We start from the raw sequence: 24,255 nt of genomic DNA, 5'->3' as shown, positions 1-24,255 counted from the left end.
TTCCCGGATTACTCCGTCTCCCCTTGTCGAACGTATTGTTCATAATACCAACCGTGTCGTTCCATCAGTTGGTCGTGCGTACCGCGTTCCGTGACGCGGCCGTCTTGTAAGACGAGAATCTGGTCGGCATGGGCCACGGCCGATAGGCGGTGGGCGACGATGAACGTCGTCTGTTCCGACCGGCTCGTCTGTTCCGACCGGCTCGTCCGGACCGAGTCGATGATTCGTGATTCCGTTTTCGCATCGACTGCAGAGAGCGAGTCGTCGAGTAATAGAATCTCAGGGTCTTTGAGCAAGGCTCGGGCAATCGAGAGACGTTGTTTCTGTCCACCCGACAGCATGACCCCTTGCTCACCGACGACCGTATCGAGTCCGTTCTCTAAATGATTGATATCGGTATCGAACGCCGCAAGGCGAATGGCCGTTTGAAGGTCGTCCTCGGTCGCATCGGCCGCCCCGAACAAAATGTTGTCGCGGACCGTCTTCGAGAACAGCAAGTGTTCTTGCGACACGTAGCCGCTCCAGCCTCGGACTTGTTCGAGCTTGATGTCTGAGATGGGGATGCCGTTGACGAGCAACGCATCGTCAATCGGGTATTCCCGGAGCAGTTGACGCAAGAGCGTCGTCTTCCCGGCCCCGGTCGGCCCGACGATCCCAATCGTCTCTCCGCGTGACACGTGGAGCACGATGTCTTCAAGCGACGCACGGTTTGACCCCGGGTACGTGAACGTGAGCGATTTGAACGTGATCTTCTCAGGAACGGCGACATCCGTCGTCCCCGTCGACTCGACGTCTGGCCGTTCGTTCATCGTCGCTTCAATCCGCTCTAAGCTCGCCGTTCCGCGTTGGACGACGTTAATCAATTCTCCGAACGCATACATCGGCCAGATGAGCATCCCGAGATAAATGTTGAACGAGACGAGTTGACCGAGTGTGATGTCGTTCGTGAAGACGAGATACGTCCCGAACGACAGGCCAATCAAGTAGCTCAGTCCGACGAGTAGTTTGATGACCGGCTCGAACAAGACGTCGATTTTGGCGACGTGCATGTTTTTCGCCATGACGTCGTCGGTGATCGTGTCGAACTTCTTCGTATCCGCCTCTTCTTGGACGAACGAGCGGACGACACGAAGCCCTGAAATCGATTCGACGACTTGGTCGTTCATGACCCCGAACGAATCTTGCGCCGCCGTGAAGCGTGCATGGATTTGGCGCCCGAGCTTGTTCATCGACCAGGCGAGAATCGGCATCGGTAACAGTGCCGCGAGCGTCAGCTTCCAATCGATGAACACGCCCATGATGGTGAGCGCGATGAGCGTCATGTTGAACGAATCGACGAGCGTCATGACGCCGAACCCGGCCGTTCGTTCGACCGCTTTCAAATCGTTCGTCGCGAGCGCCATCAAGTCACCCGTGCGATGCTGCTGATAAAATCGCGGCGTCTGCCGAAGCAAATGACCAAAGAAGCGACCCCGCAATTTTTTCTCTAGCAGGAAGGCCGTCCCGAAGAGGCGGGCAATCCATACATACGAAAGGACGTACGATAATACCATGATGCCGAGCAATGACCCGACAATCATAACAAGCCGTTCTGTCGTCAGGCTGCCTTCGCGAATCGCATCAATCGCCTGTCCGATGATCCACGGCGGGAGCATATCGACGACCCCGGTGATAATCAACAAGATGATGGCGACGATATACGTCCGTTTTTGCCGTTTAATAAACCAATCCAATTGTCTAATCAGTTTCATGACTGATTCCCCCTTCCTCCCTTTCCGCGCACGCAAAAAAGCGCACGTCACCTGATTGTGCAACCAATCGGATGAAGTACGCTTCTGAGTCTTCAGTCTTTTGCATGGTCAGGGAAAGGACACTACCCCTATCCAGCTGCCAAATTATGCAGTCAAATACGATATGCAGTCAAATACGAGTAGCCATATGATGTTGTGTGTGTGCGTTGTAGTGTTGGGATGTACTTCATCATGCTGGCTCCTCTCTGTTCATAGTTTGAAAATCTACTAAAACCTTAGCAGACTGTTCAGAAAATTGTCAATATTATTATCGTAAATAATTTGTAACTTTTTACAAGAAGAATGCAGCGAGCATCAAACCGACAAGACCGGTCGCTGTCACGTAATAAATCATTGGCATGAGCGTATAGCGGATAATCGTTCCTTCTTTTCCGAGGAGCCCTGCCACCGAGGCGACTGCGACGACGTTCAAGACGCAAATCATGTTACCGGCGTTCGCCCCCGCCATCTGCATCGACAAGGCAAGTGTCTCGTTGACTCCAACCGACTCGGCGACATTCGTCGTTAAACTCGAGAACATCATGTTCGAGAACGTAGCCGACCCGGAAACGAACGCCCCGAGCGCACCAATCCACGGTGCAACGAGCGGCCAGACGCCACCGAACGTGTCGGCCGCAGCCGTTGCGAGTTCGACCGGCATCGAAGCGAGACCTGCCCCACCATTTTCCGAATGAATGAAAATCCGAACCATCGGCACGGAAGCAGCGAGCGTGATCGCCGTCCCGACGACACCGAGCGTCGTCGCTTTAAACACCGAGGTCACTTGCGACCAACTCATGTTATGGAGGAAGAACGTCGCAATCATCGTCAAGATGAACATGAAGCCTGGTGAATAGAACGGTTCCCACGATGTCGAGATGCCTTCGATACTCAAAATGTTCGGCAAATCGATGCGGACGCTACGCGTCAGTTCGTTCAAGAACGGCACGGTCCGCGTCAACACGAGGAAAATCGTTAAAATCAAGTAAGGGGCCCACGCTTTCCATTGCGGCAGTTCACGCTTGCCTGTCTTGACGGTCGGTTGTTCGAGCGGCTCGTCGAGTTCGTCGACGTATCCGTCAAACGTCCAAACACGCTTCGGCATCAAGATGCCCTTCTTCGCCATCGCAACCAAAATGACGAGACCTGTCAATCCACCGAGCATACCTCCAAATTCAAATCCTAGGACGAGCGTCCATAAATAGGCCGGGATGCTGTAGACGAGCGCTGCGACGAGCGCGATTGGCAACACTTCAAACGCCGGTTTGACCGACTTTTGTTTACTGAAGAACCGCGTCAGCATCAAAATGAGAATGAACGGAATAAACAGACCGACGACCATATCGATGAGCACCGTCTGCAAGACGACGCTCGTCAAAAACTCAATCGCTTCCGGTTGACTCACGTCGAGCGAAAGACCGTTCCCGATCCCGATCAGTGCAGGAGTCCCAACCGCGCCGAACGTGACGGCGGAAACGTTGGCCGACAGTGCGATGACGACAGCCGCAATCGGTGAGAAGCCTAGTGCGATTAGAAGCGGGGCCGCGACCGTGGCCGGAGTCCCGAAACCGGATGCCCCTTCGATGAAAGAAACGAACAGCCAGCCGACGATGAGTACTTGAATCCGTGGATCCGGCGTAATCGTGACAAACCCGGAGCGGATGGCGTTCATCCCACCGCCCTCTTTCATCGTGTTCATCATTCCAATCGCACCGTAGACGATCCAAGCCGCCGTAATGGCGATGACGAGCCCTTGTAGAACAGCCGCCGTGATTTGTGTGGCGTCGAGTTGCCAGACGAAAAATGCGAGAATTGCTGTTAAAACGAGCGAAAGTGGCATCGCAATCGATGCCGGTAACCGCATAATGACCAGTAAGATGAGCACCGATACAATCGGCATCAGTGCTGTAATCCATTCGAAAATTGTCAATGTAGACCCACCTTTTCAGTTTTTTCCCCTATACCGTAAACCGATGTCCCACTACGATTGTTCCTCAACGAGGCGCTCTAACGCGCGCTCGATGACATCATACGGAAATCCTTTGCGCCGAAGCTGCATCTTCATGCGCTGTTTCCGTTCGAATGCATCATATCCGCTATACTTTCGATTCAACTTTTCGGCTTGTGTCAAACAGGCCGCAAGCTCGACGTCCTCATCCTCGTTTTCCCAAAACGTGTGAATCGCCTCTGAAATAATATCAAACGTGAAACCCCTTTGCATCAGGGTTTGTTGAATTCTTTGTTGCACTTCTGTGGCGGAACGTCGATCTGTTTCCATTTGTTTCCTTTTAACAAACTTTCCGGCCTTTTCGAGCTGATCCTCATGCGTGAGGGAGGCGATCACGTCTTCGATGATCGTTTGGGCGATGCCAAATTGCGCAAGCTCTCGTTTGATTTTCACAGGTCCGCTCGGACTCGTGTTGAACTTCGTCTGCACGTAGGCTTTGGCGAACTCGGCATCGTTCAAGTAACGCTGTTCGATCAAACGGTCCGTAACGCGTTTAATGACCGGTTCGCTTACTTCTTTCTTCATCAAATAGTCATGCACCTCTGAAACGGCACGCATTCGGTACGACAAATAGTTGACGGCCGCTTTGTAAGCCTTTTGCTCCTCTTCGGCTTCGAGTACGTCACGGACGAAGTCATCTTCAAGCTCCATCCCTCTCGTCAATCCATATTTAATGAACACATCGACATCGATCGCAAAGGCAAACTCTTCTTTGCCGTCTTTCTCGACGAAGACGTTCAACCGGTCTTTGTTTTTCTGTTGCGTCGTAAACTTGGCGATTTTCACAAAAACCCTCCTTTTCCTAGTTCTAACATATCACGTTCCCCGCTTAAGGAGGATTTTTGATAAGTTAGAAGAAAGGGTATTCACAATACGAACGACCCACTTTCTTTATGGAACTCATACCCGTTTTGAAATCGCTTCAATATACTGGAGGGAGACTCATGAAAATTGCAATTACCGGTGGGACCGGATTGATCGGTCGTCCGCTCGTCCGCGCCCTTGCTGAGGCCGGCCATCAAGTCGTCGTCCTGACACGCAATCCGCGGCCGCGGCAAGGAGGCATCTCCTTCGTGGAATGGATGACACCGGACAGCCAGCCGGAAACAGCGCTCCAAGACGTCGACGCCTTCATCCATTTGGCCGGCGCCTCGATCAACGACGGGCGTTGGACCCATAAACAAAAACAAGCCATCCTACAAAGTCGACTCGACGGAACGAAAGAGCTTGTGCGCATCATTAAAAATATGAAGCAAAAACCGAGTGTCGTCATCAGCGGCTCGGCCATCGGAATATATGGTGAAGACCGCTCGATCACGTACTCCGAGTCCACACCGCTCCCGGAACGGACAAACTTCTTAGGGAACGTATGCGTGCTTTGGGAAAAAGAAGCCGCCCCAATCGAAGAGATGGGAATCCGGCTCGCATTTATGCGGACAGGTGTCGTCCTATCAAATGACGGCGGCGCGTTCCCGCTCATGAAGTTACCGTACACGTTTGGCGTCGGCGGAAAAATCGGTTCCGGAAAACAGTGGGTCCCGTGGGTTCACCTCGACGACCTCGTTCGTCTATTTGTCCATGTCATCGAGACCCCGGCCATCGCGGGTCCCGTCAACGGAACAGCCCCGACGCCAGTCACGATGGATGAGTTCGGACGAACCATCGCCCGCGTCATGCATCGTCCGCACTGGATTCCCGCACCGGCACCGCTCATGAAACTCGCGCTCGGTGAGAAAAGCGTCATCGTCTTAGAAGGCGCGAAAGTCGTCCCGACGAAAGCGCTCAACCATGGGTTCAAGTTCCGTTATGAGACATTGGAGCCCGCACTGAAACAACTGCTACATTTAACTTGAGGAGGATATACAATACGTGAGTAACTTATTGATTCGTAACGCCCATATTTACCCGATCACCGCTCCCCACTTCTACGGGGACTTGCGCGTCAAAGACGGCAAGATTGTCGAAATGGCCGATCTTCTCGACCCGCTCGAAGATGAGACGGTCATCGAGGCCGAGGGAAACTTCTTATTCCCCGGTTTTATCGATGCCCATACGCACCTCGGACTCTATGACGAAGGAACCGGCTCGGTCGGGAACGATGCGAACGAGACGGTCGAAGCGATGACGCCGCATGCCCGGGCCATCGACGGTGTCTATCCGCTCGACGAAGGGTTTGAAGAAGCACTTCGGGCCGGTGTCACGGCCGTCCAAGTCATGCCCGGTAGCATGAACGTCATCGGCGGCGTGACAAGCGTCATCAAAACACACGGTCGCTTCATCGAAGATATGATTCTCAGGCGGTATGCCGGGCTCAAGATGGCGCTCGGCGAAAACCCGAAGCGCATCCACAGCATGGGCAAGACAGGTGATTTGACGAGGATGGGGATTATGGGGCTTCTGCGCGAGGCGTTCCGGACCGTCGACTCGACGAAGACGATTGGCACGTTCGGCAGCCAGATGATCCAGCTCGCCCTTGACCGAAAGATGCCGGTTCGAGTCCACGCCCATCGCGCCGATGATATTTTATCGGTCGTCCGTTTCGCCGAAGAGTTCGACCTCGACTACCGCATCGAACATTGCACGGAAGGTCATCTCGTCGCCGAAAAGTTGCGTGAGCTTGGGGTGAAGCACGTCACCGTGGGGCCGACGTTCACGCGCAAATCAAAAATCGAGCTTCAAAACAAGACGTGGGAGACGTACCGGATCCTACACGAGCACGGCATGATCGTCTCGATCACGACCGACCACCCGTATACACCGGTCCAATACTTGAACCTTTGTGCCGGACTCGCCGCACGTGAATGGCTGCCGGTCGATGTCGCGCTACGCGCCATCACGATTCACCCGGCCGAATCGCTCGGTGTCGACGACCGAATCGGCTCGCTCGAAGTCGGGAAAGATGCCGACCTTGTGCTCTGGAGCCACTTCCCGCTCGACTACATGTCGAAGCCGATTATGACGATTGTGAACGGTCAAATTGTGTATGCGACAGAACGCGCGAAAAACGCATCATGAGATGGACTAATTTTCATCTTTAAGCAGCAAGGATACCCCTACTTCAATCGTGTCCCGGGCACAGCCCGACGATAAGTGGGGGAGGAATTTCCATCATCTTCGGGATAGGACACAATAATGCTAAACATGTGCATGATAACCGCTTATGAACTCCTACCTTGCCTCCTCCCTTCTATTAGTTAAGTCAATTCATTTTCCGCTAAAAAAACGGGTATCGTTTATGTAGGGAAAGGTGGTGAGTACCACGTCTACAATCATTGCAAAAATACAAATCTACAGCCTAGCCTCTCAAGCCGCTACTCTGAGGGCGACGATGGACGCGTACCGATCGGCCTGTGACTGGCTGTCGGGACACGTCTTCGAGACGAGGGACCTGAACCCGGTGAGCCTCAACGACTCGCACTATGCCGAGATCAGGAGACGCTTCGGCCTGAAGAGCCAGATGGCCCAGTCGGTCATGAAGACGGTGGTCGCCCGGTACAAGTCGGCGAGGTCGAACGGGCACGCATGGTCCCGTATCGAGTTCAAGCGTCCCGAGTACGACCTCGTCTGGAACCGGGACTACTCGCTCACCCGGGACTGGTTCAGCGTGAATACGCTGGACGGCCGGATCAAGCTGGACTATGCGCGCAAGGGCATGAGGCGGTACTTCAACGGGACGTGGCGGTTCGGCACGGCCAAACTGGTGCACAAACACGAGAAATGGTTCCTGCACATCCCCGTGACGAAGGCGTTCCCTGAACTCGCCGACGCCCGTGTCACCAACGTCGTCGGCGTGGACCTCGGCATCAACTTCCTGGCGGTCACGTACGATAGCCAGGGCGAGACCGCCTTCTACGACGGAAGAACGGTGAAGCACAAGTGAGGCACGTCCAAAGCCACCCGCAAACAGCTGCAACGACGGCAGACCCCATCGGCCCGCAAGCGGCTGAGACAGCTCGGCTCGAGAGAAAACCGTTATGTGACCGATATGAACCATCAAGTCACGAAGGCACTCGTCGACCGGCATCCGAGGGGCACGCTGTTCGTGTTGGAGGACCTGACCGGCATCCGTGCCGCCACAGAGAAGGTACGCGCGAGAAACCGCTACGTCTCCGTGTCGTGGGCGTTCTACCAGTTCCGTCAAATGCTCGCGTACAAGGCCGCCATGAACGGTCAGAAAGTGATCGTCGTCGACCCGAGACACGCCTCCCAGACCTGCCCGACATGCGGGCACACCGATAAGGCGAACCGGGACAAGAGGCTGCACACGTTCCAATGCAAGAACTGCCGGTACCGGTCGAACGACGACCGGGTCGGCGCGATGAACCTGCATCGGAAAGGCATCGACCACATCGGTGCAGGTGCCACGGGAGCATGACTCCCGTGGCAGGGGCGAGGTCAACCGTCCCGATGTTCCGCCATACGAAGGTAGGAGGCGCACGAGCGCCGTCCGCACTACCGGGCAGGAACGAGCGTAACCGCACCCTACGAGGGTAGGGGCGCCGTCGAGTCCTCGACGGACGCAAGCCCCCACTTCAGACGGACCGTCAGTTCGTTAAGTGGTGGGTTGTTGACAAGCGTTTTTACGCATAATTTACTTGCTTTTTTAAAAAATCTATATAAAATTATCTTGTAACTTCAAAAAAGCAACCAAGGCGGTTCGAACAGCGAAGCCAGAAGTATGCTTTCGTTACGACTATTCTTCAGCGGTCTGAAATAGGAGGAGGAATGTAAAGGTGCTCAAATTTCGTGAGCTCACCGACTGCGCGGAGTTGTTCGAACTGATGCAACACCCAGATGTCTTTCCGTATGTCCGTCAAAAGACGGTCCACTTTGACGAGTTTTTATTTAGCACGAAGCAAGTAATCGAGCTAGAAGAGCAAGGAAACATCATCTCACGCACCATCACGAACGAGTTCGGGACCCCGATTGGGACAATCAGCTTGTTCGATGTGGAATCCGGCTACGGGTTCCTCGGTACGTGGCTTGGCAAACCGTATCACGGGAAAGGTTACAATCAAGTCGCGAAAGAAGCGTTCTTCTCAGAATTGTTCTTCGAGCTTGATATTGAAAGTGTATTTTTTAAAATCCGAAAATCGAATGAACGCTCGATCGCCGCGGCCGAAAAGTTGCCGTACGCGTTTTGCGCCAATGAGATTCGTTCGGAGCTGTTTGTTGAAATCAATCAAGGGGACGTCGAGTACGTACTATATGAAGTGTCAAAGTCGAGCTTCCAGCTTTACTTGCACTCGCTCCATGCCCCAGAATTCGAGATTGCCTACGAGGCGCAACTCGAAGCTTAAGCCAATTCTGACAAAGAATTGGCTTTTTTGTGGCGTTTTTGTGTGGATTGCATGAGGACAACTTTACGGCGATGAATATTTCTGTTCTAATTCGGAGAGATAGGTATGATAGAAGTATGAGGGATTTCTCACACGCCCCGTTAACTGTTTTGTAAAGGAGAATGGACCATGTCAGAACCAACGTTTCGAATTTTAGTGACTGATGATGAAGAACAAATGCGGGATTTGCTCGTCTCGAACTTAGAGAAGGAAGGATACAAGACCGTCACGGCGACGAACGGGCTCGAAGCGATCGAGCTGTTGAAAGCACAGTCGTTCCACCTCGTCTTACTCGATGTGATGATGCCTGAACTTGACGGGCTAACGGCGTGCATGCGTATCCGTGAGTTCTCGAACGTGCCGATCATCATGCTCACGGCCCGTTCCGAGGAACTCGACCGCATTCACGGATTGAAGATTGGGGCAGACGACTACATCACAAAGCCGTTCAGCCCACGGGAACTGCTCGCCCGGATTGAAGCGACGCTTCGCCGGACACACAACTTCTCAAAAGAACAAGAAGCGACGTTCGATGTCGGCGTGTTATCGATTGATGTCGAAGGACGTGCGGTCAGCGTGAAAGGAAAGACCGTCAACTTGACCCGTAAAGAGTTCGACCTCCTCTACTTGTTCATCACGAACGAAGAGAAAGTCTTCTCTCGCGAACAGCTGCTCGACCAAATTTGGGGAACCGAGTATCACGGGAACCTTCGCACGGTCGACACACACATTAAAACGCTCCGCCTGAAGCTCGGCGAAGCCGGCGGCTACATTCAAACGGTCTGGGGGATCGGCTATAAGTTCGAGGCGAACGTATGAAGCAATACACGATCCGGAAGCGGATTTGGATCACCATTTGGACGGCCAGCCTCTTCTCCGCGTTCGTGTTCATCATCATGACGTTTTACTTGTACGACAAGTTCTACATCCAGACGCAAGAAGAACTACTCATCAACCGCGGAGAGAAGCTCGTCACCATCTACAAGGCAGACGGGTTCTCTGACGCGTTCTCTGACAGCATGACGTACACGAACGAATTGACGGAGACGAAAGTGTTCTTATCTTCCGTCAAAGAGGACGGGCTCGGCTCAGGCAAGACGTTTTTGCGCGAACAAGACCTAGCCCGACTCCAGGACGGCTACGCCATCTCGGTCACACGCAAGCATCCGACCGAGGACGTCGATATCCTCATGTCGGCCTTCCCGCTCATTCGTAACGGAGAGCTCGACAACGCGCTCATCCTTTATATGGAGCTGAGTAAAATCAGTGAGCCGTTCCAACCGATTCGGCTCATGATTACGTTTTTACTCCTCCTCATGGTCGTCAATCTGCTCATCTTCGGGACGCAAATCATCGACACCATCATTCAACCACTCATCCAGATGAAACGCGCCTCACAAGTATATGCCAAAGGCGACTTTTCGCACCGCATCCCCATCTACTATGATGACGAGATCGGTGAACTGGCCGAGACGCTCAACCGGATGGCCGAATCGCTCGGGCTCGTCGAAGAGCAGCGAAAAGAGTTTTTGGCGAACGTCAGCCATGAGCTCCGGACCCCGCTGTCTTACATCCGCGGTTACACGGAGATGCTTCAAGACCCATCGCTCGATGAGAAGACGAAAGCACAATATTACGACATCATCGAGAACGAGACGGAACGCTTGCAACGGCTCGTCAACGATTTACTCGACCTCGCCCAACTTGAACGCGACTCGTACCCGATGACGAAAGAGCCGGTCGTCTACTCGCAAGTGCTTGAAGACGTATTGTATCGCTTCGAACCGATCGCACAGGCGAAAGGCGTCGCCATCGAGACGGATCTCGACTTTGACCTCATCATCCTCGGAGACCACGATCGCCTCGAACAAGTCGTCGGGAACTTGCTCGATAATGCGCTACGGTATACGGAGGCCGGCAAAGCCATCCATGTGAAGACGTTTTCTGAGGAAGGATATGCCATCACCGAGATTCGTGATGAAGGCCGCGGCATCCCGCGGAAAGATCTCGACAAGTTGACGGAACGATTCTATCGCGTCAACAAGTCCCGGACCCGCGAAGACGGTGGCACCGGTCTCGGACTCGCCATCGCCAAACACATCATGGAACGTCACGGAGGCTCGATCCATTTCGCTTCCGAAGTCGGTCAAGGCACGACGGTCACACTTGGCCTGCCACTGCTACCGGATGACGAATTCGACATATAAAAAGGCAGCTGCGGCTGACTATCGGACTGTAGACAAAACATTGTCTGCAGTTTTTTTATTTGTCCGACCGGGCACAGCTCGCTTTTCTGGGGGCAAGCAGGGAGCCGCATCGCTTAATGCTGCTGGGTCTCCCTTTGCTTGCTATTCCCCTAGAGGTCTCGCCGTGCCCTTGGTCGGTCCAAGCATCCATCCCTCTTTTCGTACCCTCGTCCATTTTTTATAATGAGAGGTAGAGAACCCGTCATGGGGGCGAATCGGACGATCAGGAAATCAACAGAATCGGAAACCAATCGAACACGATTGGAGATGGTCACGCCAGACGAGCGCGTGTTCGCGGACGCAAAAGAGAAGCATGACATGCGTTGGACCCGTTACCGGGGACTTGAAAAAGTTTCAATGCAGACGATGCTTACCTTTGCTGCCCTCAATCTCAAGAAGATGGCGGGCAGAGCGCCCTCATTTGTGTGGCCGTCAACAGTGGTTGAGGTCTTTTTACTTTAATTACCGAAAGCTGCTGCACATGATCCGACCACTGATGATACCCCGAAAAGGTCTAATAAAGCCTCTCTCGTATCTGGACCAGCATCTTTGGCAGCTAGTCGGACGGCTTGATTGAGTGATGCTGTCTTACTTAGCTTATCCTCTCGCGACATTTGGTAATACGGTTTGACGGCTTTTACGAACTTAGTTGCTCCTCCGACCGATTTAAGTGCAGATTTGATTTTAAGGATTTTAGCGGGTGTGAAGTTAACCACGAGTGCACTGCCCACTGCTCCTACTCAACCAGCAATCGACGAGACACTTGCTGCCCGGAACACAACTGATTCTCCATTCTCATTTAATTCAAGATGGAAGCTGACTTCACTCTCGAGATGAGCCTTAATAGCATCTTCACCCTGCAAGATTATCTCATCAGGCATGTTCTCGATTGCAGTCAATAATTCAATTAATTCCAAATCCTCCTCACTTAATTCTTCCTCAGCACTAGCTACACCCATTGGGATGAAAGCTACTGAAAACAGGAGTACTATCGACATTACAAGAGATAAAAGTTTTGACTTTTTGGGCATGATCTCAGCCCTCCTTAGTAGTTTTGACTGCAAACTTAAGTCCAACAACAGCTATAAATACTGCAATGGTGACTATAGTCTTTGTTGTATTGGTCATTCCATCGACAAAGAAATACATAAATGTTACTGCGGCGAGCAACAAAATGTAAATCCACTCTTTAGCTGAATTTTTCATATGTCCAACCTCCTAACAGTTGCCAAATTAACATACTCAATCATGGAACGAAACCCCTGGAAAAATCGTTAAAGGGAAAAGACATGCGTCTTAAATTGGAACTAGGGAAATATATATTTTACGGCGGTTATGAAAAAAGTAGACTTATGAAAGGTAGAGAACCAGTCAACGAAAAAGTCACGTTTCAGTTCGCCTGAAACGTGACTTTGTCTTCAATCTGAAAGGCAGCCGCGGCTACCTTTTTTTATATGTCTTGGCCTTTGAACGTTTCTTCCGATTCGTTCATGAGCCGCTCACGCTCGGCGTGGGTCTGCGGGAAGCCGTTCGCTTGCCATTCGGCCCGGTGGTTCGAGTCGAGCTGGGTAAGTCCCGCCTCGGCCTCGTCCTTATCCGAATCGACACTCTCCATCCGGTCCATCTTGCTCCACGTGTCATCCTCGCGGTCTTGCGTCAGCAGTGCCGCCACTTTCGGCGCCACGAGCGCGGCCCCGGCGACGCCAAGGACGATACCCATTAACACTTTTTTATCCATGCTACCCCTCCTTAGTCACTATGTACGGATAATTCCACCATTGTTTTAAATCGAAACCATTTCGTGAAGCGTTTACACGAAATCAGAAAGTGGAATAACAGAGAAACAAGGAGGCGAAACGAATGAAAAAAGAAAACCGGCCATCTAAGCGTCGCTTCGACAATCCGGACGCCGTCGATACAGACAAGGACAGCATCTTCGACGAGGAAGGGATGGAGACGGTCGACCCGATTCCAGTCGAAGAATTGAATCAAGAAGTGAAAGACGAGAAGCGTAAGCGCCACTCAAAAGACGACTCGGTTAGCGAGAAAAAATATAACTAACGTAAAAGGATGCGGCTCGGCCGCATCCTTTTACGTTAAATCTTTCGGCGAGAAGCCGTATGGAAGCATCTCTTCTTTTGTCATCACTTTCGTGTCTCCCGCCATATTCGCCAAAATCAACGTGAAGTCGTCACTCGCGAACTCGGCGATGACTTGACGGCAAGCACCGCACGGCGAGATCGGCCCGTCTGTGTCACCGACGACGACGACCGTCTCAATCGTCTTGCTGCCTTCTGACACGGCCTTAAAGATGGCCGTCCGTTCAGCACACATCGACAAACCGTATGAGGCGTTCTCGACGTTACAACCGGAAATCTCTTTCCCCGTCTCATCGATGACGACGGCGCCGACATTGAATTTTGAATAAGGCGTATATGCGCGCGTACGGGCCGCGATCGCCTTTTGGACAAGTTCGTTCACTTGGTCTTGTGGAATCATTGGATGTTCCTCCGCTTCGTTTTCTAAAGGAAGTCTGACATCTGAACTATACAATGAAAACGCTTTCTCATCAAGCGTTTTCATCGACTTGTCAATATTTCTTCTTTTTCTTTTTCTCGAAGACGACGACCGACTCGACGTGCGCCGTCTGCGGGAACATGTCATACGGTTGCACGTAATTCACTTTGTATCCAGCTTTCATCAATTGATCCGCATCACGGGCGAGCGTCTGTGGGTTACATGACACATAGACGAGTCGTTGCGCCTTCGAAGAGATGATCGCGTTCAACAGTTGGTGGTCGATTCCGGTGCGCGGTGGGTCGACGACGATGACGTCAGGGATCCATCCGTCCTTCACCCAACGCGGAATCCAGTGCTCGGCCCGGCCTTCGACATACGTCGCATGGTTGAACCCGTTCTCGCGCATATGGGCATTGGCGTCTTCGACCGCCTCTGGGACGACTTCCATCCCGCGAATCTCTTTGGCGTGCGGCGCGAGCCACAGCCCGATCGACCCGACGCCGGCATATGCGTCAATGACACGTTCTTCGCCCGTCAAAGCGGCCGCCTCGACGACTTCACGATACATGACCTCGGTCTGGGCCGGGTTCAGTTGGAAGAACGCGCGTGGCGACAAGTGGTAATGGACGTCGTCGAGCTGTTCGTCCATCTTCTCTTGGCCGGCGATGTGAATCGTACGATAGCCGAAGATGACGCCCGAACGGTTCGAGTTGATGTTCAAATGGAACGAGACGACGTTCGGCAACCCCATGATGCGATCGCTAAGTTCGTCTAGGTCCGGTACATCTTCGTGCCCGACGACGAGGACGACTTGGACGTCGTTCGTCTTATAGCCCGAGCGGACGACGACAGTCCGGGCAAAGCCAGTATCACGACGCGCGTCGTACACCGGGATGTCGAGCTCGTTCAAGATCCGGACGATGGCGTTGTTGATATTCGTCGTGTCGCGCTGTTGAACCATACAATGTTCAATCGGGACGAGCGTATTCGAGTTCGGTTTATACAGCCCCGACACGATTTCACCACGACGGACACTGAGCGGGAACTGAGATTTGTTTCGGTAATACCAAGGATCTTTCATCCCTTTTGTCGGGCGGATGTCCGATTTGTCGACGTTCAGTTTCGTCTTTTGACGGAACGCGTTGCGAACGATTTCTTCCTTATACTCCATTTGAAGGCGTGGGCTCATATGTTGAATCTGACAGCCCCCACACTCGTCATAGATTGGGCACGGCGGTTTGACACGGTCTTTTGACGCATTGTCGCGCTTGACGACACGGGCCTCGGCATAGTTTCGTTCGACGCGTGTAATCTCGACTTTCGCCTCTTCACCCGGCAACAAGTTCGGAATAAAGACGACCATCCGATTGATGGTCGCAATCCCCTCCCCGTTAATTCCGAGACGTTCGGCGGTGACGCTCTTGTAATCTCCTACGATCAGTTTCAATGTGTTTCATCCTTTCGATCCTTGTTCTAAATCTTTGGCGTAACGTACGACTTTCGCACGTAAGGAATCAATGTCAGCTAACAGGCGATGCAAATCCTCTGGCGTCGTGTGCTCGTCCAACGTATTGACTGACAGACAGAGCAATTCCGTTCTCGATTTCAACACATTCATTTTTCCTGCCGTATCGGTTCGTGATTTACCCATCTCATGATCGCTCCTTTGGTTCGTGACAAAGAGTTGTTATTATAGCATACTATTTCGTGTAACTAGATGAAAAGGTGGAATCAACATGCAAAACATCTCGACAACGTTTGATCCGTGGGAAGCGTATCTCGATCAAACCGAGTTCGGTCGTCTCGTCCTTTCGAACGTGGAAGTGACGACGACCAAACTATGCAACATGCGCTGCGAACACTGTGCCGTCGGCTATATGCTCGACCAGACCGAAACTCCTGAAGTGCCCCTCGAACTGCTCATCTCGCGTCTCGACGAGATTGAACATTTGCGTGCGTTCTCGATTACGGGCGGCGAGCCGATGCTATCAATGAAATCGGTCCGCAACTACGTCGTGCCGCTGCTCAAATATGCCAAGGAACGCGGGGCTAGGACGCAAATCAATTCGAACTTGACGTTGCCGTTGTCTCGCTATCATCTTATTACCCCGTACCTCGACGTTTTGCACATTTCGCATAACTGGGGGACGGATGCCGACTTTTTAGAAGGCGGATTCGCGATGATGGATCGGAAGCCGAGCAAGGCCGCGCGGTTGAAGATGCTCCAGACGATGAAAGACAACGCCCGTGCCCTCACATCAGAAGGCATTATCGTATCGGCCGAGACGATGCTCAACAAACGGACGATTCCTCATCTGAAGGCAATCCATGAGGAAATCGTCTCGCTCGGCTGTCAGCGCATGGAGGTACACCCGATGTACCCCGCCGACTTTGCGAGCGCGCTCGAATCGGCCTCGCTCCCGGACATTCGCCAAGCCATCCACGACCTGCTCGACGTGCGGGATGAAAACGTTTGGATGCTGTTCGGTACGTTGCCTTTCTATGCGTGTTCCGACTTACCGGAAGACCGCGCCTTGTTGAAGCGGCTGCATGAAGCGAAAAACGTCACAGTCCGAAACGACCCAGACGGCCGTTCTCGTTTGAACACGAACATCTTTGACGGTGAGATTATCGTCACTGATTTCGGCGATGAACTCGGGTCGCTCGGGACGTTGTATGACACATCGTTCCAAGAGGCGTATGAGACGTGGACGAACAGTGCCTTGAACGCGACGTTGTCTTGTCATTGTCCGGCCGTGAAATGTCTCGGTCCGAACGCGCTCGTCAAGCAAGCGTACTATCCAGAAATTGACTTCCAAAAACGTGTCGCCGACCCGTTTTAATTCCTTCGCATCGGGAAATATTTAGTATCTAAACTGAATCGAGGTGTATGAGATGACTGCCATCTATGTATTCATGATCACCGTCATGGCCATCATCATTTTCGGTGGTGTGCTTAGCATCTTATTGACAGCCGCATTCGTTTCAGACAAAGTAGACCGTGATGAAGTTTTCAGTCAAGGCAGTTGGGACGATGAGCTCTTACATTTGAACCATCTCACTCAACCGATTGACGAAACAAAAAGCTGAGAACCTTCTCAGCTTTTTACTATGTAATGACGAGGTGAACTATGCAACGGTTTCGTTTTTCGATTTTATTGCTTATCGTATTTATTTCCGGGTTGATTCAAGGGGCGCTCATCCCGCTGTTATCGACGCTCATCGAACGCGACGGGACCCCTGCATGGTTGAATGGCCTGAACGCCACGATGCTCTATCTCGGTGTCATCGTCTCGGCGCCATTGCTCGAACGGTTCGTCCGCAAGTACGGGTTTCGACCGACCATCGTCTTAGGCATCGTCTTGACGGCGCTCGCGACGTTCTTCTTACCACTTTGGCCAACGCTCTTTGCCTGGGCCGTCATGCGTTTCGTCATCGGTTTTGGTGACTCCGCACTCCATTACGGCTCGCAAGTATGGGTGACGTCCGTGAGCGAAAAACGAAGCCTCGGTCGAGCGATGGCGTACTACGGCATGTCGTTCAGTCTCGGCTTTGCCGTCGGTCCACTCATCGCACCGCTCGTCGACCTGCATTTCTGGTTGCCGTTCCTCGTCTTGATTTTCTTCTGTCTCGCCTCACTCGTCCTCATCTTTAAAGTCGAGAACGAATTTCCTGAAGCGGAGAAAGTGAAAACAGACTCGACCGGGCGGATTCGGCTTGTGTTGATTGGTGCCGGCTATACGCTGCTCCCTGCCTTTACATACGGGTTTCTCGAGGCGAGCTTGAATGCGAACTTGCCAATCTTCACGGTCCGAAACGACATCGGGCTCGCTCAAACGAGTACGCTGATCACGACGTTCATCGTCGCTTCCATCCTCGTCCAACTCCCGCTCGGTCGTCTTGCCGATCACTTCGGGAAGAAACGCATCTTACAAATCGTGTTGACGCTCGGTACGGTATTGTTTGCGCTCGCGAACTTAGCCGTCGACCATTATGTGTGGCTACTCGTCTTGTTCGCCTTGGCCGGGGCCGGTCTCGGATCGACTTATTCCCTCGGCCTCGCCCATATGACCGAAGTGTTGCCACGCTCGCTGTTACCGACCGGCAACATGCTCTATAGCATCGCGTTCAGCGTCGGTTCGATTAGTGGTCCGATGATCGGTGCGTTTTGGATCAGTTTGCCAAAAGACGTATATTTTCTCATGTATACACTCATCCTCGGGATTCTCGCCGTCAGCCTGTTCACGGCCAAAGCCAAACCGATTGATATGTAAAAAGGGATGGAGCTCGCCGGAGCCCCATCCCTTTTCGTTTATTCTCTCGCCGGACCGACGCGGACGTCGTTTCGCTCGAACGCCTGAATGAACACTTCATCGAGCGCGTACGGTTCTGTCTCAAGTGTGGCCAACACGTCCGACTTGAGCGTCACCTCGATGACCCGGTCGTTAATTTGCCATTTCGTCTGAATGTCGTCGCCTTGTCGCACGGCACGCGCATCCACTTGGTCATGGTGCTCTTTTAACCCCCGACTCACGCACTTCATCACGTACTTGACGTACTCATCACGCGGTTGCCGCGAGACGAGTATATTGCGGACAATCTGGTTTCTCGTCACGTTCTTTCCTCCTTCCTTTATGACACGTTGTACGCAAGTCTTTACGACGAAGACCGACTGTGAACTGAAAGAATTCAGAATTTTTAATATATTTTCCCATGAGAACACAATTCCGTCAACCGTGCTTCAATCTCATTTGCGAACAGACTGTTTACGACCTTGGAAGTAAGTCGATAAATAAATCCCCGCGACGACGAACAACAGCCCGACGAGTGCATTCCACGGAATCGTCTCTCCGAGTAAAACACCCGATAAGATGACCCCGAATAAGGGAACAAAGAACATATAGAGTGACACGCGGCTGACCGGATTATATTTCATCAGCGTGTTCCATAAGGTGAACCCGACCGCAGATAACAGTGCCAAGTATAAGAGGAATAACAGCGTTTTCCCGGTGTATGGCAAGAACACACCAACTGGGTCCAGTACCAGGCCAACGGTGAGCAGGCCGAGCGATCCGAACACCATCGCCCAAGCCGTCATCGGCGCGACGTCGTGGCTACGGGAGTAATCTTTTGCGATCAAGTTGCCGAACGCCCCCGAGACCATCGCCAAAATGAGCAACACTTCCCCGACCCCAAACCCGATCTCCGAACTCGCGGACGGCCAGTTGGCGATGACGATGCCGGAAAAGCCGAGTGTGAGGGCGATTCCTTTCAACCGATTCAACCGGTCGTCCTCATACCGAAAATGCGCAAGCGCCATTTGGAAGAAGGACGTCGAACCCGCGATAATCGAACCTTGCACGCCCGTCGACAGCGACAGTCCGACGTAGAAAAATAAATATTGTAAAAATGTCAGAAACGCACCGAGGTGCGCATACGCCTTCACGCGTTCGACCGTCAAATGAATCGGTCGCTTGAAGACGGTACGGCTAATCAATAAAAGTAAGACACCCGCAAGCAAAAACCGTTCTCCAGCAAAAATGAGTTGCTGACCATATTCGTCCGGACTGATTTCAAGCGCTTCATAGCTTAGTTTGATAAACGGGAACGCACTCCCCCATAAGAACGTGTTCAATAAAGCGAACAACGTGACGGTCCAAGGCCGTTGAAACAAGTTGGGCATGTCACCAAATCTCCTTAATCTTTTAGTTTGTGAGTTGTTCTCTTCCATGATAAAATAACCTTACATGATAATAATTATAAATAAGGATAATCGATTGAAACCAATAAAAACCCTCATTTTAAGGGTTTGGATAATGATAATCATCCTCATCCATTATCATTTAAGTGATATCCATTATCAATTAGAAAGAGGTGCTTCATGAACACATCAACCGCTACACACGAAAAAAGCCACGTCTTCAAACGGGCAAGTTGGTTCGAGCATATCGAGCTCATCATGGCGCTCTTCAGCGGTGTATTGATTGTACTCGCTTATCTCGCTGAAAAACAAGTTGGAACGCCGTGGATTTATGTCACTTTGTATTTGTCTGCCTTCTTGATTGGGGGGTACGCCAAGGCGAAAGAAGGATTGACCGACACGTGGGAGACGCGGTCGCTGAACGTCGAGCTGTTGATGATCATCGCGGCGATCGGCGCCGCCTCGATTGGCTATTGGATGGAAGGTGCCATCCTCATTTTCATTTTCGCCTTATCGGGTGCCCTCGAGACGTATACGATGAACAAGAACGAGCGTGCCCTCGAGTCGCTCATGGAACTGCAACCTGAACAAGCGACCCGATTTAACGACGAGGGCGGGTTAGACGTCGTGCATATCGACGAACTGTCGGTCGGGGACCGGATTTACGTCCGCCCTGGGGAACGAATCCCGGTCGACGGACGCATCTTGAGCGGTAGCGCCTCGATCGAGGAAGCTGCGATCACAGGTGAATCGATTCCAGTCGAGCGCAACGTCGGTGACGACGTGTTCGGTTCGAGTGTGAACTTGAACGGCGTTTTGACGCTCGAAGTCACAAAACTCGCCACGGAGACGTTGTTCCAAAAGATCATTCAAATGGTCCAACAAGCGCAGGAAGAGAAGTCCCCGTCCGCTCAATTCATCGACCGCTACGAAGGACGTTACGTCCAAGTCGTCTTGTTATCGGTTGCGGCCATCATCTTGCTCGGTCCCGTCTTCACGCCTTGGTCGCTCGAGACGAGCATATATCGTGGCATGATTTTGCTCGTCGTCGCCTCCCCTTGTGCGCTCGTCGCAGCGATCACGCCAGCCGCTTTGGCCGCCATCGCCTCGTCCGCCAAACACGGCATCTTGTTTAAAGGCGGCGTCCATATCGAGAACATGGGGCGGCTCAAAGCGATCGCGTTCGACAAAACAGGAACACTTACGATCGGAAAACCCGAAGTCCAGCACGTTCTGCTTCACCCGGACGTCACACAACATGACGTCTTCCGGATCGTCAGTTTGATTGAAGAGCATTCGATGCACCCGCTCGCCGAAGCGCTCGTTGCCTACACGGGAAAACATACCGGCACGATGGAACAGTTCAAAGACGTCACCGGTTCAGGCATCGAGGCGATGATTGACGGCGTCACGTACCGGGTCGGCAAACAAAAATTCGCGGACGCGAGCGGCGACTTTTTCCTTGATCAAGTCGAACGATTGAAAGAAGCCGGCCATACGCTCGTCTTCATCAGTGACGAAACCCGAACCCTCGGGGCTTTCGCCTTGCGTGACACGCTACGTCCAGAAGCGAAGCAAGCGATCGAGCGCTTGAACCGTCTCGGTATCGTCACGATCATGATCACCGGCGACAATGAGGCGACTGGGCGGGCCATCGCGACAGAAGCTGGTTTGACCCGTTATATCGCCGAGTGCCTGCCGGATGAGAAGGTCGAACAAATCAAGTTGTTGAAGGCGGAGTATGGGTCGATCGGCATGATCGGTGACGGCATTAACGACGCCCCCGCTCTCGCCACAGCCGACGTCGGCATCGCGATGGGCGAAGGGACAGACGCCGCTCTTGAGACGGCTGATGTCGTCCTCATGAAAAACGACCTCGTCCGCCTCAGTTCAGCCATCGAGCAGTCGCGCAAACTGAATCGAATCGTCCTTCAAAACGTGATCTTCGCTCTCGGCGTCATCCTCGTCTTGATTGCGACGAACATCTTTGAACTGCTCGTCATGCCGTTCGCCGTCGTCGGACACGAAGGGTCGACCATCCTCGTCATATTGAACGGTCTCCGTCTGCTCAGCTCATCGTGGGACTGACAAATTTCGACACGTCACGAAACCGTCATTGAAAGCAAATGCCGATTTCGCTATAATGGAAACAATGTGTCTAACAGACCGAAACAATAGGTAGATTGACTAAAGGTGGTACAAGGTATGAATACGATTGCAGTAATCGGCAAGGTGTTTGTCGACATAAAAGGAACGTCGTTCGCCCCGCTCCATAAAGATGCGAAAAACGTCGGAGATATCGCCTTTTCAAACGGCGGTACCGGACGCAACGTCGCTCAGAACTTAGGTGTGCTCGGGAACGATGTCCGCTTCGTCTCGACCGTGACGAACGATCAAATCGGAATCGGTGTCCTCGAAGAACTCCGCAGTTTGAACGTCAATGTCGAACACGTCGACTTGCTCGAAGACAACGGTATGGGTATGTGGCTCGCGGTCATGGACAATAACGGTGACCTCCAGACGTCAATCTCTAAACAACCTGATGAGGCGATGTTGGAACAATGCATCCTCCGTCGCATCGATACCGTGTTCGCCGAGAGCGCGGCTGTCGCCATCGACCTCGACTTATCGGTCAACGTCTTGAACGAGACGATTGAATTGTGCCGCGAGATGAAGCTCCCGCTATACGGTGTATGCGGCCATCTCTCGGTCATCGAACGCAACCGTCACTTGCTCCAAGGGTTCACGGGCTTCATCTGTAGCCGCGAAGAAGCCGAGATTCTCTCGGATATGTCCATCGTCACGGTTGACGATGCCCTTCGCGTCGCCGAGGTGCTCGCCATGAAAGGCGCGCCGCTCACGATTGTCACGATGAGCGAGCTCGGCGCCGTCTACGTCGACCTTCGTACGAACGAACAAGGTCACGTGCCGACGACGAAAGTGAAAGTTGCCGACTCCACAGGCGCCGGGGATTCCTTCTTCTCTGCCGTTATTTCCGAGCTCATGAAAGAGCATTCGATTGAAGATGCACTTCGTCTCGGCATGCGTGTCGCCGGGAAAGTCATCGGCTCTCATGACAACGGACTGACGCCTGAGATGTATGCTTCACTTGAACAACCAACACGTGACTGAGCTAACGCATCGACCGCCGTGTCGATGCGTTTTGTTCTCGGTTTTAAGAAAGGAATGATTGAATTCATGAGAACGAAACAACGGAGCGCCATCATTCTCGTCAATGAACAAGATGAGATCGCCCTCATTCGTCGCGAAAAAGCTGACGTCCTTTATTATGTCTTCCCGGGCGGAGGTGTCGAATTTGGCCATACGACCGAAGAAACGGCGATACGCGAAGCGCACGAGGAACTCGGCGTACACGTCGAACTTGAAGGCGTCGCCGCCCATGTCGCATTCAACGGTGAATTGAACCCCTACTACTGGGCCCGCGTCACCGGTGGCGAATTCGGGACCGGGACGGGCGAAGAGTTTCAAGCCGAACAGACGGAAGGATCCTACACACCGATGTGGATCAAACGGAGTGCACTCAGCCACCTTCCTGTCCGTCCGCCCTTGCTCGCAGAATTGCTTAGTCAGTCTTCAGAGCGCTTTTACGACAAAACATTGGCCGAAGATTGAATTTATAGTGTAACCTCCTCACAAATCGGGAAGATAGTTTCTAACGATAACGTTCAGGAGGCATGTTATGGACACGAAAGAAGTGAAAGAAAAAAAGAATTGGCTCGCGTTCGGAAAAGAATTATTGCGCCGATTTAAAGATCATAACGTCCAAGACTTTGGTGCGACGCTCGCTTTTTTTGGTTTTTATCTATTTTCCCAGGAATCATCTTCATTCTGGCGCTGCTGTCGTTCTTTGACATCACACAGGCGTCATTCCAAGAGCAGTTGAACAACTTGGCCCCAGGCGCGGCCGCGACCGAGTTCCTATCGGGCATCTTTGAAGCGCTCGGGGAACCGCGTGGCGGACTGCTCTCCATCGGTGCGATTTTAGCGATTTGGTCGGCCTCGAAAGGGGTCGAGCGGCTCATCAACATGGCGATTCACGCCTACGGGGAAGACAACGAACGAAATTTCTTTGTCAGTAAAGGCATCGCCCTCGGATTGACGTTCTTACTCGGTGTTGGCGTATTGCTCCTCATCGTCTCGAACGTGTTCGGGTCGCAGATCATCTCGTTCCTTATGGAATTCCTTCCGATTTCCGGGGCCGAGGTCATCTTAATCAATATTTTTCGTTACGCGCTGACGACGGTCATCTTGATTTTGACGCTGTCGATTTTCTATAAAATCGCACCCCAGCAACACGTCTTTTGGAAGAGCACGATTCCAGGCGCCATCTTCGGGGTCATCACGTGGCAACTCGTCTCGCTCGGGTTTAGTCTATACGTGTCGAACTTCGGAAACTACGATTCGACGTACGGTTCGCTCGGCGGAATTATCGTGACACTATTATGGCTTCAATTGACCGGTATGATCATCTTGATCGGCTCCGAGATCAACGCCACGTGGATGCGATTCTTCAAGTCCCCAAGCGAACAAGAATATGAACGTGATTTCAAGAAGAACAAGAAAGCGAAGAAAAAAGGCGAAACAGAAGACGATTATAAAGATATCCCAATCAATACGTACGGATAAGAAA

Annotated in this window: 26 protein-coding genes and 1 pseudogene; 16 read left to right on the top strand and 11 right to left on the bottom strand. The window is 52.4% G+C overall.

The features are described 5' to 3' along the window. Positions 1 to 8 precede the first annotated feature (8 nt). From DI14_RS03735 to recX, 3 genes are all read right to left on the bottom strand, one after another. Positions 9 to 1,751, bottom strand: a complete 1,743-nt coding sequence (locus tag DI14_RS03735; protein ID WP_034805357.1) for an ABC transporter ATP-binding protein — start codon at positions 1,749 to 1,751, stop codon at positions 9 to 11. 331 nt (positions 1,752 to 2,082) lie between these two features. Continuing rightward, complete coding sequence (locus DI14_RS03730; protein ID WP_081825810.1) at positions 2,083 to 3,720, bottom strand: L-lactate permease; 1,638 nt, start codon at positions 3,718 to 3,720, stop codon at positions 2,083 to 2,085. A gap of 51 nt (positions 3,721 to 3,771) precedes the next feature. Then, positions 3,772 to 4,584 (bottom strand): recombination regulator RecX, encoded by an 813-nt coding sequence (gene recX, locus DI14_RS03725; RefSeq protein WP_034805355.1) that lies wholly within the window; start codon positions 4,582 to 4,584, stop codon positions 3,772 to 3,774. 158 nt (positions 4,585 to 4,742) lie between these two features. Between recX and DI14_RS03720 the strand changes: the two genes are divergently transcribed. The 7 genes and pseudogenes from DI14_RS03720 (at position 4,743) to DI14_RS03690 (ending at position 11,845) form a co-directional block, all read left to right on the top strand. After that, positions 4,743 to 5,651, top strand: a complete 909-nt coding sequence (locus DI14_RS03720; protein ID WP_034805353.1) for a TIGR01777 family oxidoreductase — start codon at positions 4,743 to 4,745, stop codon at positions 5,649 to 5,651. A gap of 16 nt (positions 5,652 to 5,667) precedes the next feature. Then, entirely contained in the window at positions 5,668 to 6,813 is a 1,146-nt protein-coding gene (locus DI14_RS03715; protein ID WP_034805352.1) for an amidohydrolase, read from the top strand. Positions 6,814 to 7,048: 235 nt separating this feature from the next. Further along, positions 7,049 to 8,173, top strand: a pseudogene (locus tag DI14_RS03710) (RNA-guided endonuclease TnpB family protein). Between the two features lie 358 nt (positions 8,174 to 8,531). Then, entirely contained in the window at positions 8,532 to 9,098 is a 567-nt protein-coding gene (locus tag DI14_RS03705) for a GNAT family N-acetyltransferase (RefSeq protein WP_034805351.1), read from the top strand. Positions 9,099 to 9,266: 168 nt separating this feature from the next. Beyond that, complete coding sequence (locus DI14_RS03700; RefSeq protein ID WP_034805350.1) at positions 9,267 to 9,956, top strand: response regulator transcription factor; 690 nt, start codon at positions 9,267 to 9,269, stop codon at positions 9,954 to 9,956. Further along, positions 9,953 to 11,344, top strand: coding sequence for a cell wall metabolism sensor histidine kinase WalK (locus DI14_RS03695; RefSeq protein ID WP_034805348.1), 1,392 nt, complete (start codon positions 9,953 to 9,955; stop codon positions 11,342 to 11,344). Before DI14_RS03700 ends, DI14_RS03695 begins: the two co-directional genes overlap by 4 nt. 222 nt (positions 11,345 to 11,566) lie before the next feature. Continuing rightward, on the top strand, positions 11,567 to 11,845 hold the full coding sequence (locus DI14_RS03690; protein ID WP_369792692.1) for a transposase: 279 nt from the start codon (positions 11,567 to 11,569) through the stop codon (positions 11,843 to 11,845). Between the two features lie 278 nt (positions 11,846 to 12,123). On the opposite strand, the gene DI14_RS03685 is transcribed toward DI14_RS03690, so the two are convergent. The 3 genes from DI14_RS03685 to DI14_RS03680 form a co-directional block, all read right to left on the bottom strand. After that, a complete protein-coding gene (locus tag DI14_RS03685) occupies positions 12,124 to 12,414 on the bottom strand; it encodes a hypothetical protein (RefSeq protein WP_034805345.1) in 291 nt (96 codons plus the stop codon). Positions 12,415 to 12,418: 4 nt separating this feature from the next. Further along, positions 12,419 to 12,589 carry a hypothetical protein gene (locus tag DI14_RS15415; RefSeq protein WP_160165636.1) on the bottom strand — a complete coding sequence of 57 codons (171 nt, stop codon included), beginning with the start codon at positions 12,587 to 12,589 and terminating at the stop codon, positions 12,419 to 12,421. A gap of 244 nt (positions 12,590 to 12,833) precedes the next feature. After that, a complete protein-coding gene (locus DI14_RS03680) occupies positions 12,834 to 13,121 on the bottom strand; it encodes a hypothetical protein (RefSeq protein WP_034805344.1) in 288 nt (95 codons plus the stop codon). A 122-nt stretch (positions 13,122 to 13,243) separates the two neighbouring features. Here DI14_RS03680 and DI14_RS03675 point away from each other — a divergent pair, with 122 nt between their 5' ends. Then, positions 13,244 to 13,444 (top strand): hypothetical protein, encoded by a 201-nt coding sequence (locus DI14_RS03675; protein ID WP_034805341.1) that lies wholly within the window; start codon positions 13,244 to 13,246, stop codon positions 13,442 to 13,444. 30 nt (positions 13,445 to 13,474) lie between these two features. Here DI14_RS03675 and DI14_RS03670 read toward each other — a convergent pair whose 3' ends face one another. From DI14_RS03670 to DI14_RS03660, 3 genes are read right to left on the bottom strand one after another with little or no spacing between them, the layout of a single operon-like run. Next, a complete protein-coding gene (locus tag DI14_RS03670; protein ID WP_338042349.1) occupies positions 13,475 to 13,966 on the bottom strand; it encodes a cytidine deaminase in 492 nt (163 codons plus the stop codon). A 7-nt stretch (positions 13,967 to 13,973) separates the two neighbouring features. Beyond that, complete coding sequence (gene rlmD, locus DI14_RS03665) at positions 13,974 to 15,350, bottom strand: 23S rRNA (uracil(1939)-C(5))-methyltransferase RlmD (RefSeq protein WP_034805339.1); 1,377 nt, start codon at positions 15,348 to 15,350, stop codon at positions 13,974 to 13,976. A gap of 6 nt (positions 15,351 to 15,356) precedes the next feature. Continuing rightward, positions 15,357 to 15,554, bottom strand: coding sequence for a hypothetical protein (locus tag DI14_RS03660; protein WP_024371614.1), 198 nt, complete (start codon positions 15,552 to 15,554; stop codon positions 15,357 to 15,359). Positions 15,555 to 15,639: 85 nt separating this feature from the next. Here DI14_RS03660 and yfkAB point away from each other — a divergent pair, with 85 nt between their 5' ends. Genes yfkAB through DI14_RS03645 form a run of 3 tightly spaced genes read left to right on the top strand, consistent with a single transcriptional unit; the run spans position 15,640 to position 18,177 of the window. Next, entirely contained in the window at positions 15,640 to 16,746 is a 1,107-nt protein-coding gene (gene yfkAB / locus DI14_RS03655; RefSeq protein WP_034805338.1) for a radical SAM/CxCxxxxC motif protein YfkAB, read from the top strand. A 52-nt stretch (positions 16,747 to 16,798) separates the two neighbouring features. Then, on the top strand, positions 16,799 to 16,993 hold the full coding sequence (locus tag DI14_RS03650; RefSeq protein WP_034805335.1) for a hypothetical protein: 195 nt from the start codon (positions 16,799 to 16,801) through the stop codon (positions 16,991 to 16,993). Positions 16,994 to 17,034: 41 nt separating this feature from the next. Continuing rightward, a complete protein-coding gene (locus DI14_RS03645; RefSeq protein ID WP_034805334.1) occupies positions 17,035 to 18,177 on the top strand; it encodes an MFS transporter in 1,143 nt (380 codons plus the stop codon). A gap of 38 nt (positions 18,178 to 18,215) precedes the next feature. On the opposite strand, the gene DI14_RS03640 is transcribed toward DI14_RS03645, so the two are convergent. Together DI14_RS03640 and DI14_RS03635 are read right to left on the bottom strand one after the other, a co-directional pair. Continuing rightward, positions 18,216 to 18,518: a hypothetical protein gene (locus DI14_RS03640; protein ID WP_034805333.1), complete on the bottom strand. Its 303-nt coding sequence runs from the start codon at positions 18,516 to 18,518 to the stop codon at positions 18,216 to 18,218. A gap of 132 nt (positions 18,519 to 18,650) precedes the next feature. Next, positions 18,651 to 19,586 carry a DMT family transporter gene (locus DI14_RS03635; protein ID WP_034805332.1) on the bottom strand — a complete coding sequence of 312 codons (936 nt, stop codon included), beginning with the start codon at positions 19,584 to 19,586 and terminating at the stop codon, positions 18,651 to 18,653. Positions 19,587 to 19,784: 198 nt separating this feature from the next. Between DI14_RS03635 and DI14_RS03630 the strand changes: the two genes are divergently transcribed. The 5 genes from DI14_RS03630 (at position 19,785) to DI14_RS03615 (ending at position 24,251) form a co-directional block, all read left to right on the top strand. Beyond that, positions 19,785 to 21,692 (top strand): heavy metal translocating P-type ATPase, encoded by a 1,908-nt coding sequence (locus tag DI14_RS03630; protein ID WP_034805331.1) that lies wholly within the window; start codon positions 19,785 to 19,787, stop codon positions 21,690 to 21,692. 117 nt (positions 21,693 to 21,809) lie between these two features. Continuing rightward, the gene (locus tag DI14_RS03625) at positions 21,810 to 22,736 is read left to right on the top strand and encodes a PfkB family carbohydrate kinase (protein WP_034805330.1); all 927 of its coding nucleotides are present in this window, start codon (positions 21,810 to 21,812) and stop codon (positions 22,734 to 22,736) included. A gap of 66 nt (positions 22,737 to 22,802) precedes the next feature. Then, positions 22,803 to 23,237 carry an NUDIX domain-containing protein gene (locus DI14_RS03620; RefSeq protein WP_034805399.1) on the top strand — a complete coding sequence of 145 codons (435 nt, stop codon included), beginning with the start codon at positions 22,803 to 22,805 and terminating at the stop codon, positions 23,235 to 23,237. A gap of 67 nt (positions 23,238 to 23,304) precedes the next feature. Beyond that, positions 23,305 to 23,508 (top strand): hypothetical protein, encoded by a 204-nt coding sequence (locus DI14_RS15595; RefSeq protein ID WP_235193384.1) that lies wholly within the window; start codon positions 23,305 to 23,307, stop codon positions 23,506 to 23,508. Beyond that, a complete protein-coding gene (locus DI14_RS03615) occupies positions 23,430 to 24,251 on the top strand; it encodes a YihY/virulence factor BrkB family protein (protein WP_369792693.1) in 822 nt (273 codons plus the stop codon). The genes DI14_RS15595 and DI14_RS03615 overlap by 79 nt, the downstream gene beginning before the upstream one ends. The last annotated feature ends 4 nt before the right edge of the window (positions 24,252 to 24,255 follow it).

This window comes from Exiguobacterium sp. AB2 (assembly GCF_000696055.1).
Classification (GTDB): domain Bacteria; phylum Bacillota; class Bacilli; order Exiguobacteriales; family Exiguobacteriaceae; genus Exiguobacterium; species Exiguobacterium alkaliphilum.
The sequence above is the reverse complement of the archived record's forward strand: the minus strand, read 5'-3'. Positions and strand labels throughout refer to the sequence as shown.

What these genes read in the sequence shown, in the direction of transcription:
- DI14_RS03735 (WP_034805357.1), bottom strand. Translation starts at nt 1,751, where the DNA reads ATGAAACTGATTAGACAATTGGATTGGTTTATTAAACGGCAAAAACGG.
- DI14_RS03720 (WP_034805353.1), top strand. Translation starts at nt 4,743, where the DNA reads ATGAAAATTGCAATTACCGGTGGGACCGGATTGATCGGTCGTCCGCTC.
- DI14_RS03700 (WP_034805350.1), top strand. Translation starts at nt 9,267, where the DNA reads ATGTCAGAACCAACGTTTCGAATTTTAGTGACTGATGATGAAGAACAA.
- DI14_RS03695 (WP_034805348.1), top strand. Translation starts at nt 9,953, where the DNA reads ATGAAGCAATACACGATCCGGAAGCGGATTTGGATCACCATTTGGACG.
- DI14_RS03690 (WP_369792692.1), top strand. Translation starts at nt 11,567, where the DNA reads ATGAGAGGTAGAGAACCCGTCATGGGGGCGAATCGGACGATCAGGAAA.
- DI14_RS03685 (WP_034805345.1), bottom strand. Translation starts at nt 12,414, where the DNA reads ATGCCCAAAAAGTCAAAACTTTTATCTCTTGTAATGTCGATAGTACTC.
- DI14_RS15415 (WP_160165636.1), bottom strand. Translation starts at nt 12,589, where the DNA reads ATGAAAAATTCAGCTAAAGAGTGGATTTACATTTTGTTGCTCGCCGCA.
- DI14_RS03680 (WP_034805344.1), bottom strand. Translation starts at nt 13,121, where the DNA reads ATGGATAAAAAAGTGTTAATGGGTATCGTCCTTGGCGTCGCCGGGGCC.
- DI14_RS03675 (WP_034805341.1), top strand. Translation starts at nt 13,244, where the DNA reads ATGAAAAAAGAAAACCGGCCATCTAAGCGTCGCTTCGACAATCCGGAC.
- DI14_RS03670 (WP_338042349.1), bottom strand. Translation starts at nt 13,966, where the DNA reads ATGAAAACGCTTGATGAGAAAGCGTTTTCATTGTATAGTTCAGATGTC.
- DI14_RS03660 (WP_024371614.1), bottom strand. Translation starts at nt 15,554, where the DNA reads ATGGGTAAATCACGAACCGATACGGCAGGAAAAATGAATGTGTTGAAA.
- yfkAB (WP_034805338.1), top strand. Translation starts at nt 15,640, where the DNA reads ATGCAAAACATCTCGACAACGTTTGATCCGTGGGAAGCGTATCTCGAT.
- DI14_RS03650 (WP_034805335.1), top strand. Translation starts at nt 16,799, where the DNA reads ATGACTGCCATCTATGTATTCATGATCACCGTCATGGCCATCATCATT.
- DI14_RS03645 (WP_034805334.1), top strand. Translation starts at nt 17,035, where the DNA reads ATGCAACGGTTTCGTTTTTCGATTTTATTGCTTATCGTATTTATTTCC.
- DI14_RS03635 (WP_034805332.1), bottom strand. Translation starts at nt 19,586, where the DNA reads ATGCCCAACTTGTTTCAACGGCCTTGGACCGTCACGTTGTTCGCTTTA.
- DI14_RS03630 (WP_034805331.1), top strand. Translation starts at nt 19,785, where the DNA reads ATGAACACATCAACCGCTACACACGAAAAAAGCCACGTCTTCAAACGG.
- DI14_RS03625 (WP_034805330.1), top strand. Translation starts at nt 21,810, where the DNA reads ATGAATACGATTGCAGTAATCGGCAAGGTGTTTGTCGACATAAAAGGA.
- DI14_RS03620 (WP_034805399.1), top strand. Translation starts at nt 22,803, where the DNA reads ATGAGAACGAAACAACGGAGCGCCATCATTCTCGTCAATGAACAAGAT.
- DI14_RS15595 (WP_235193384.1), top strand. Translation starts at nt 23,305, where the DNA reads ATGGACACGAAAGAAGTGAAAGAAAAAAAGAATTGGCTCGCGTTCGGA.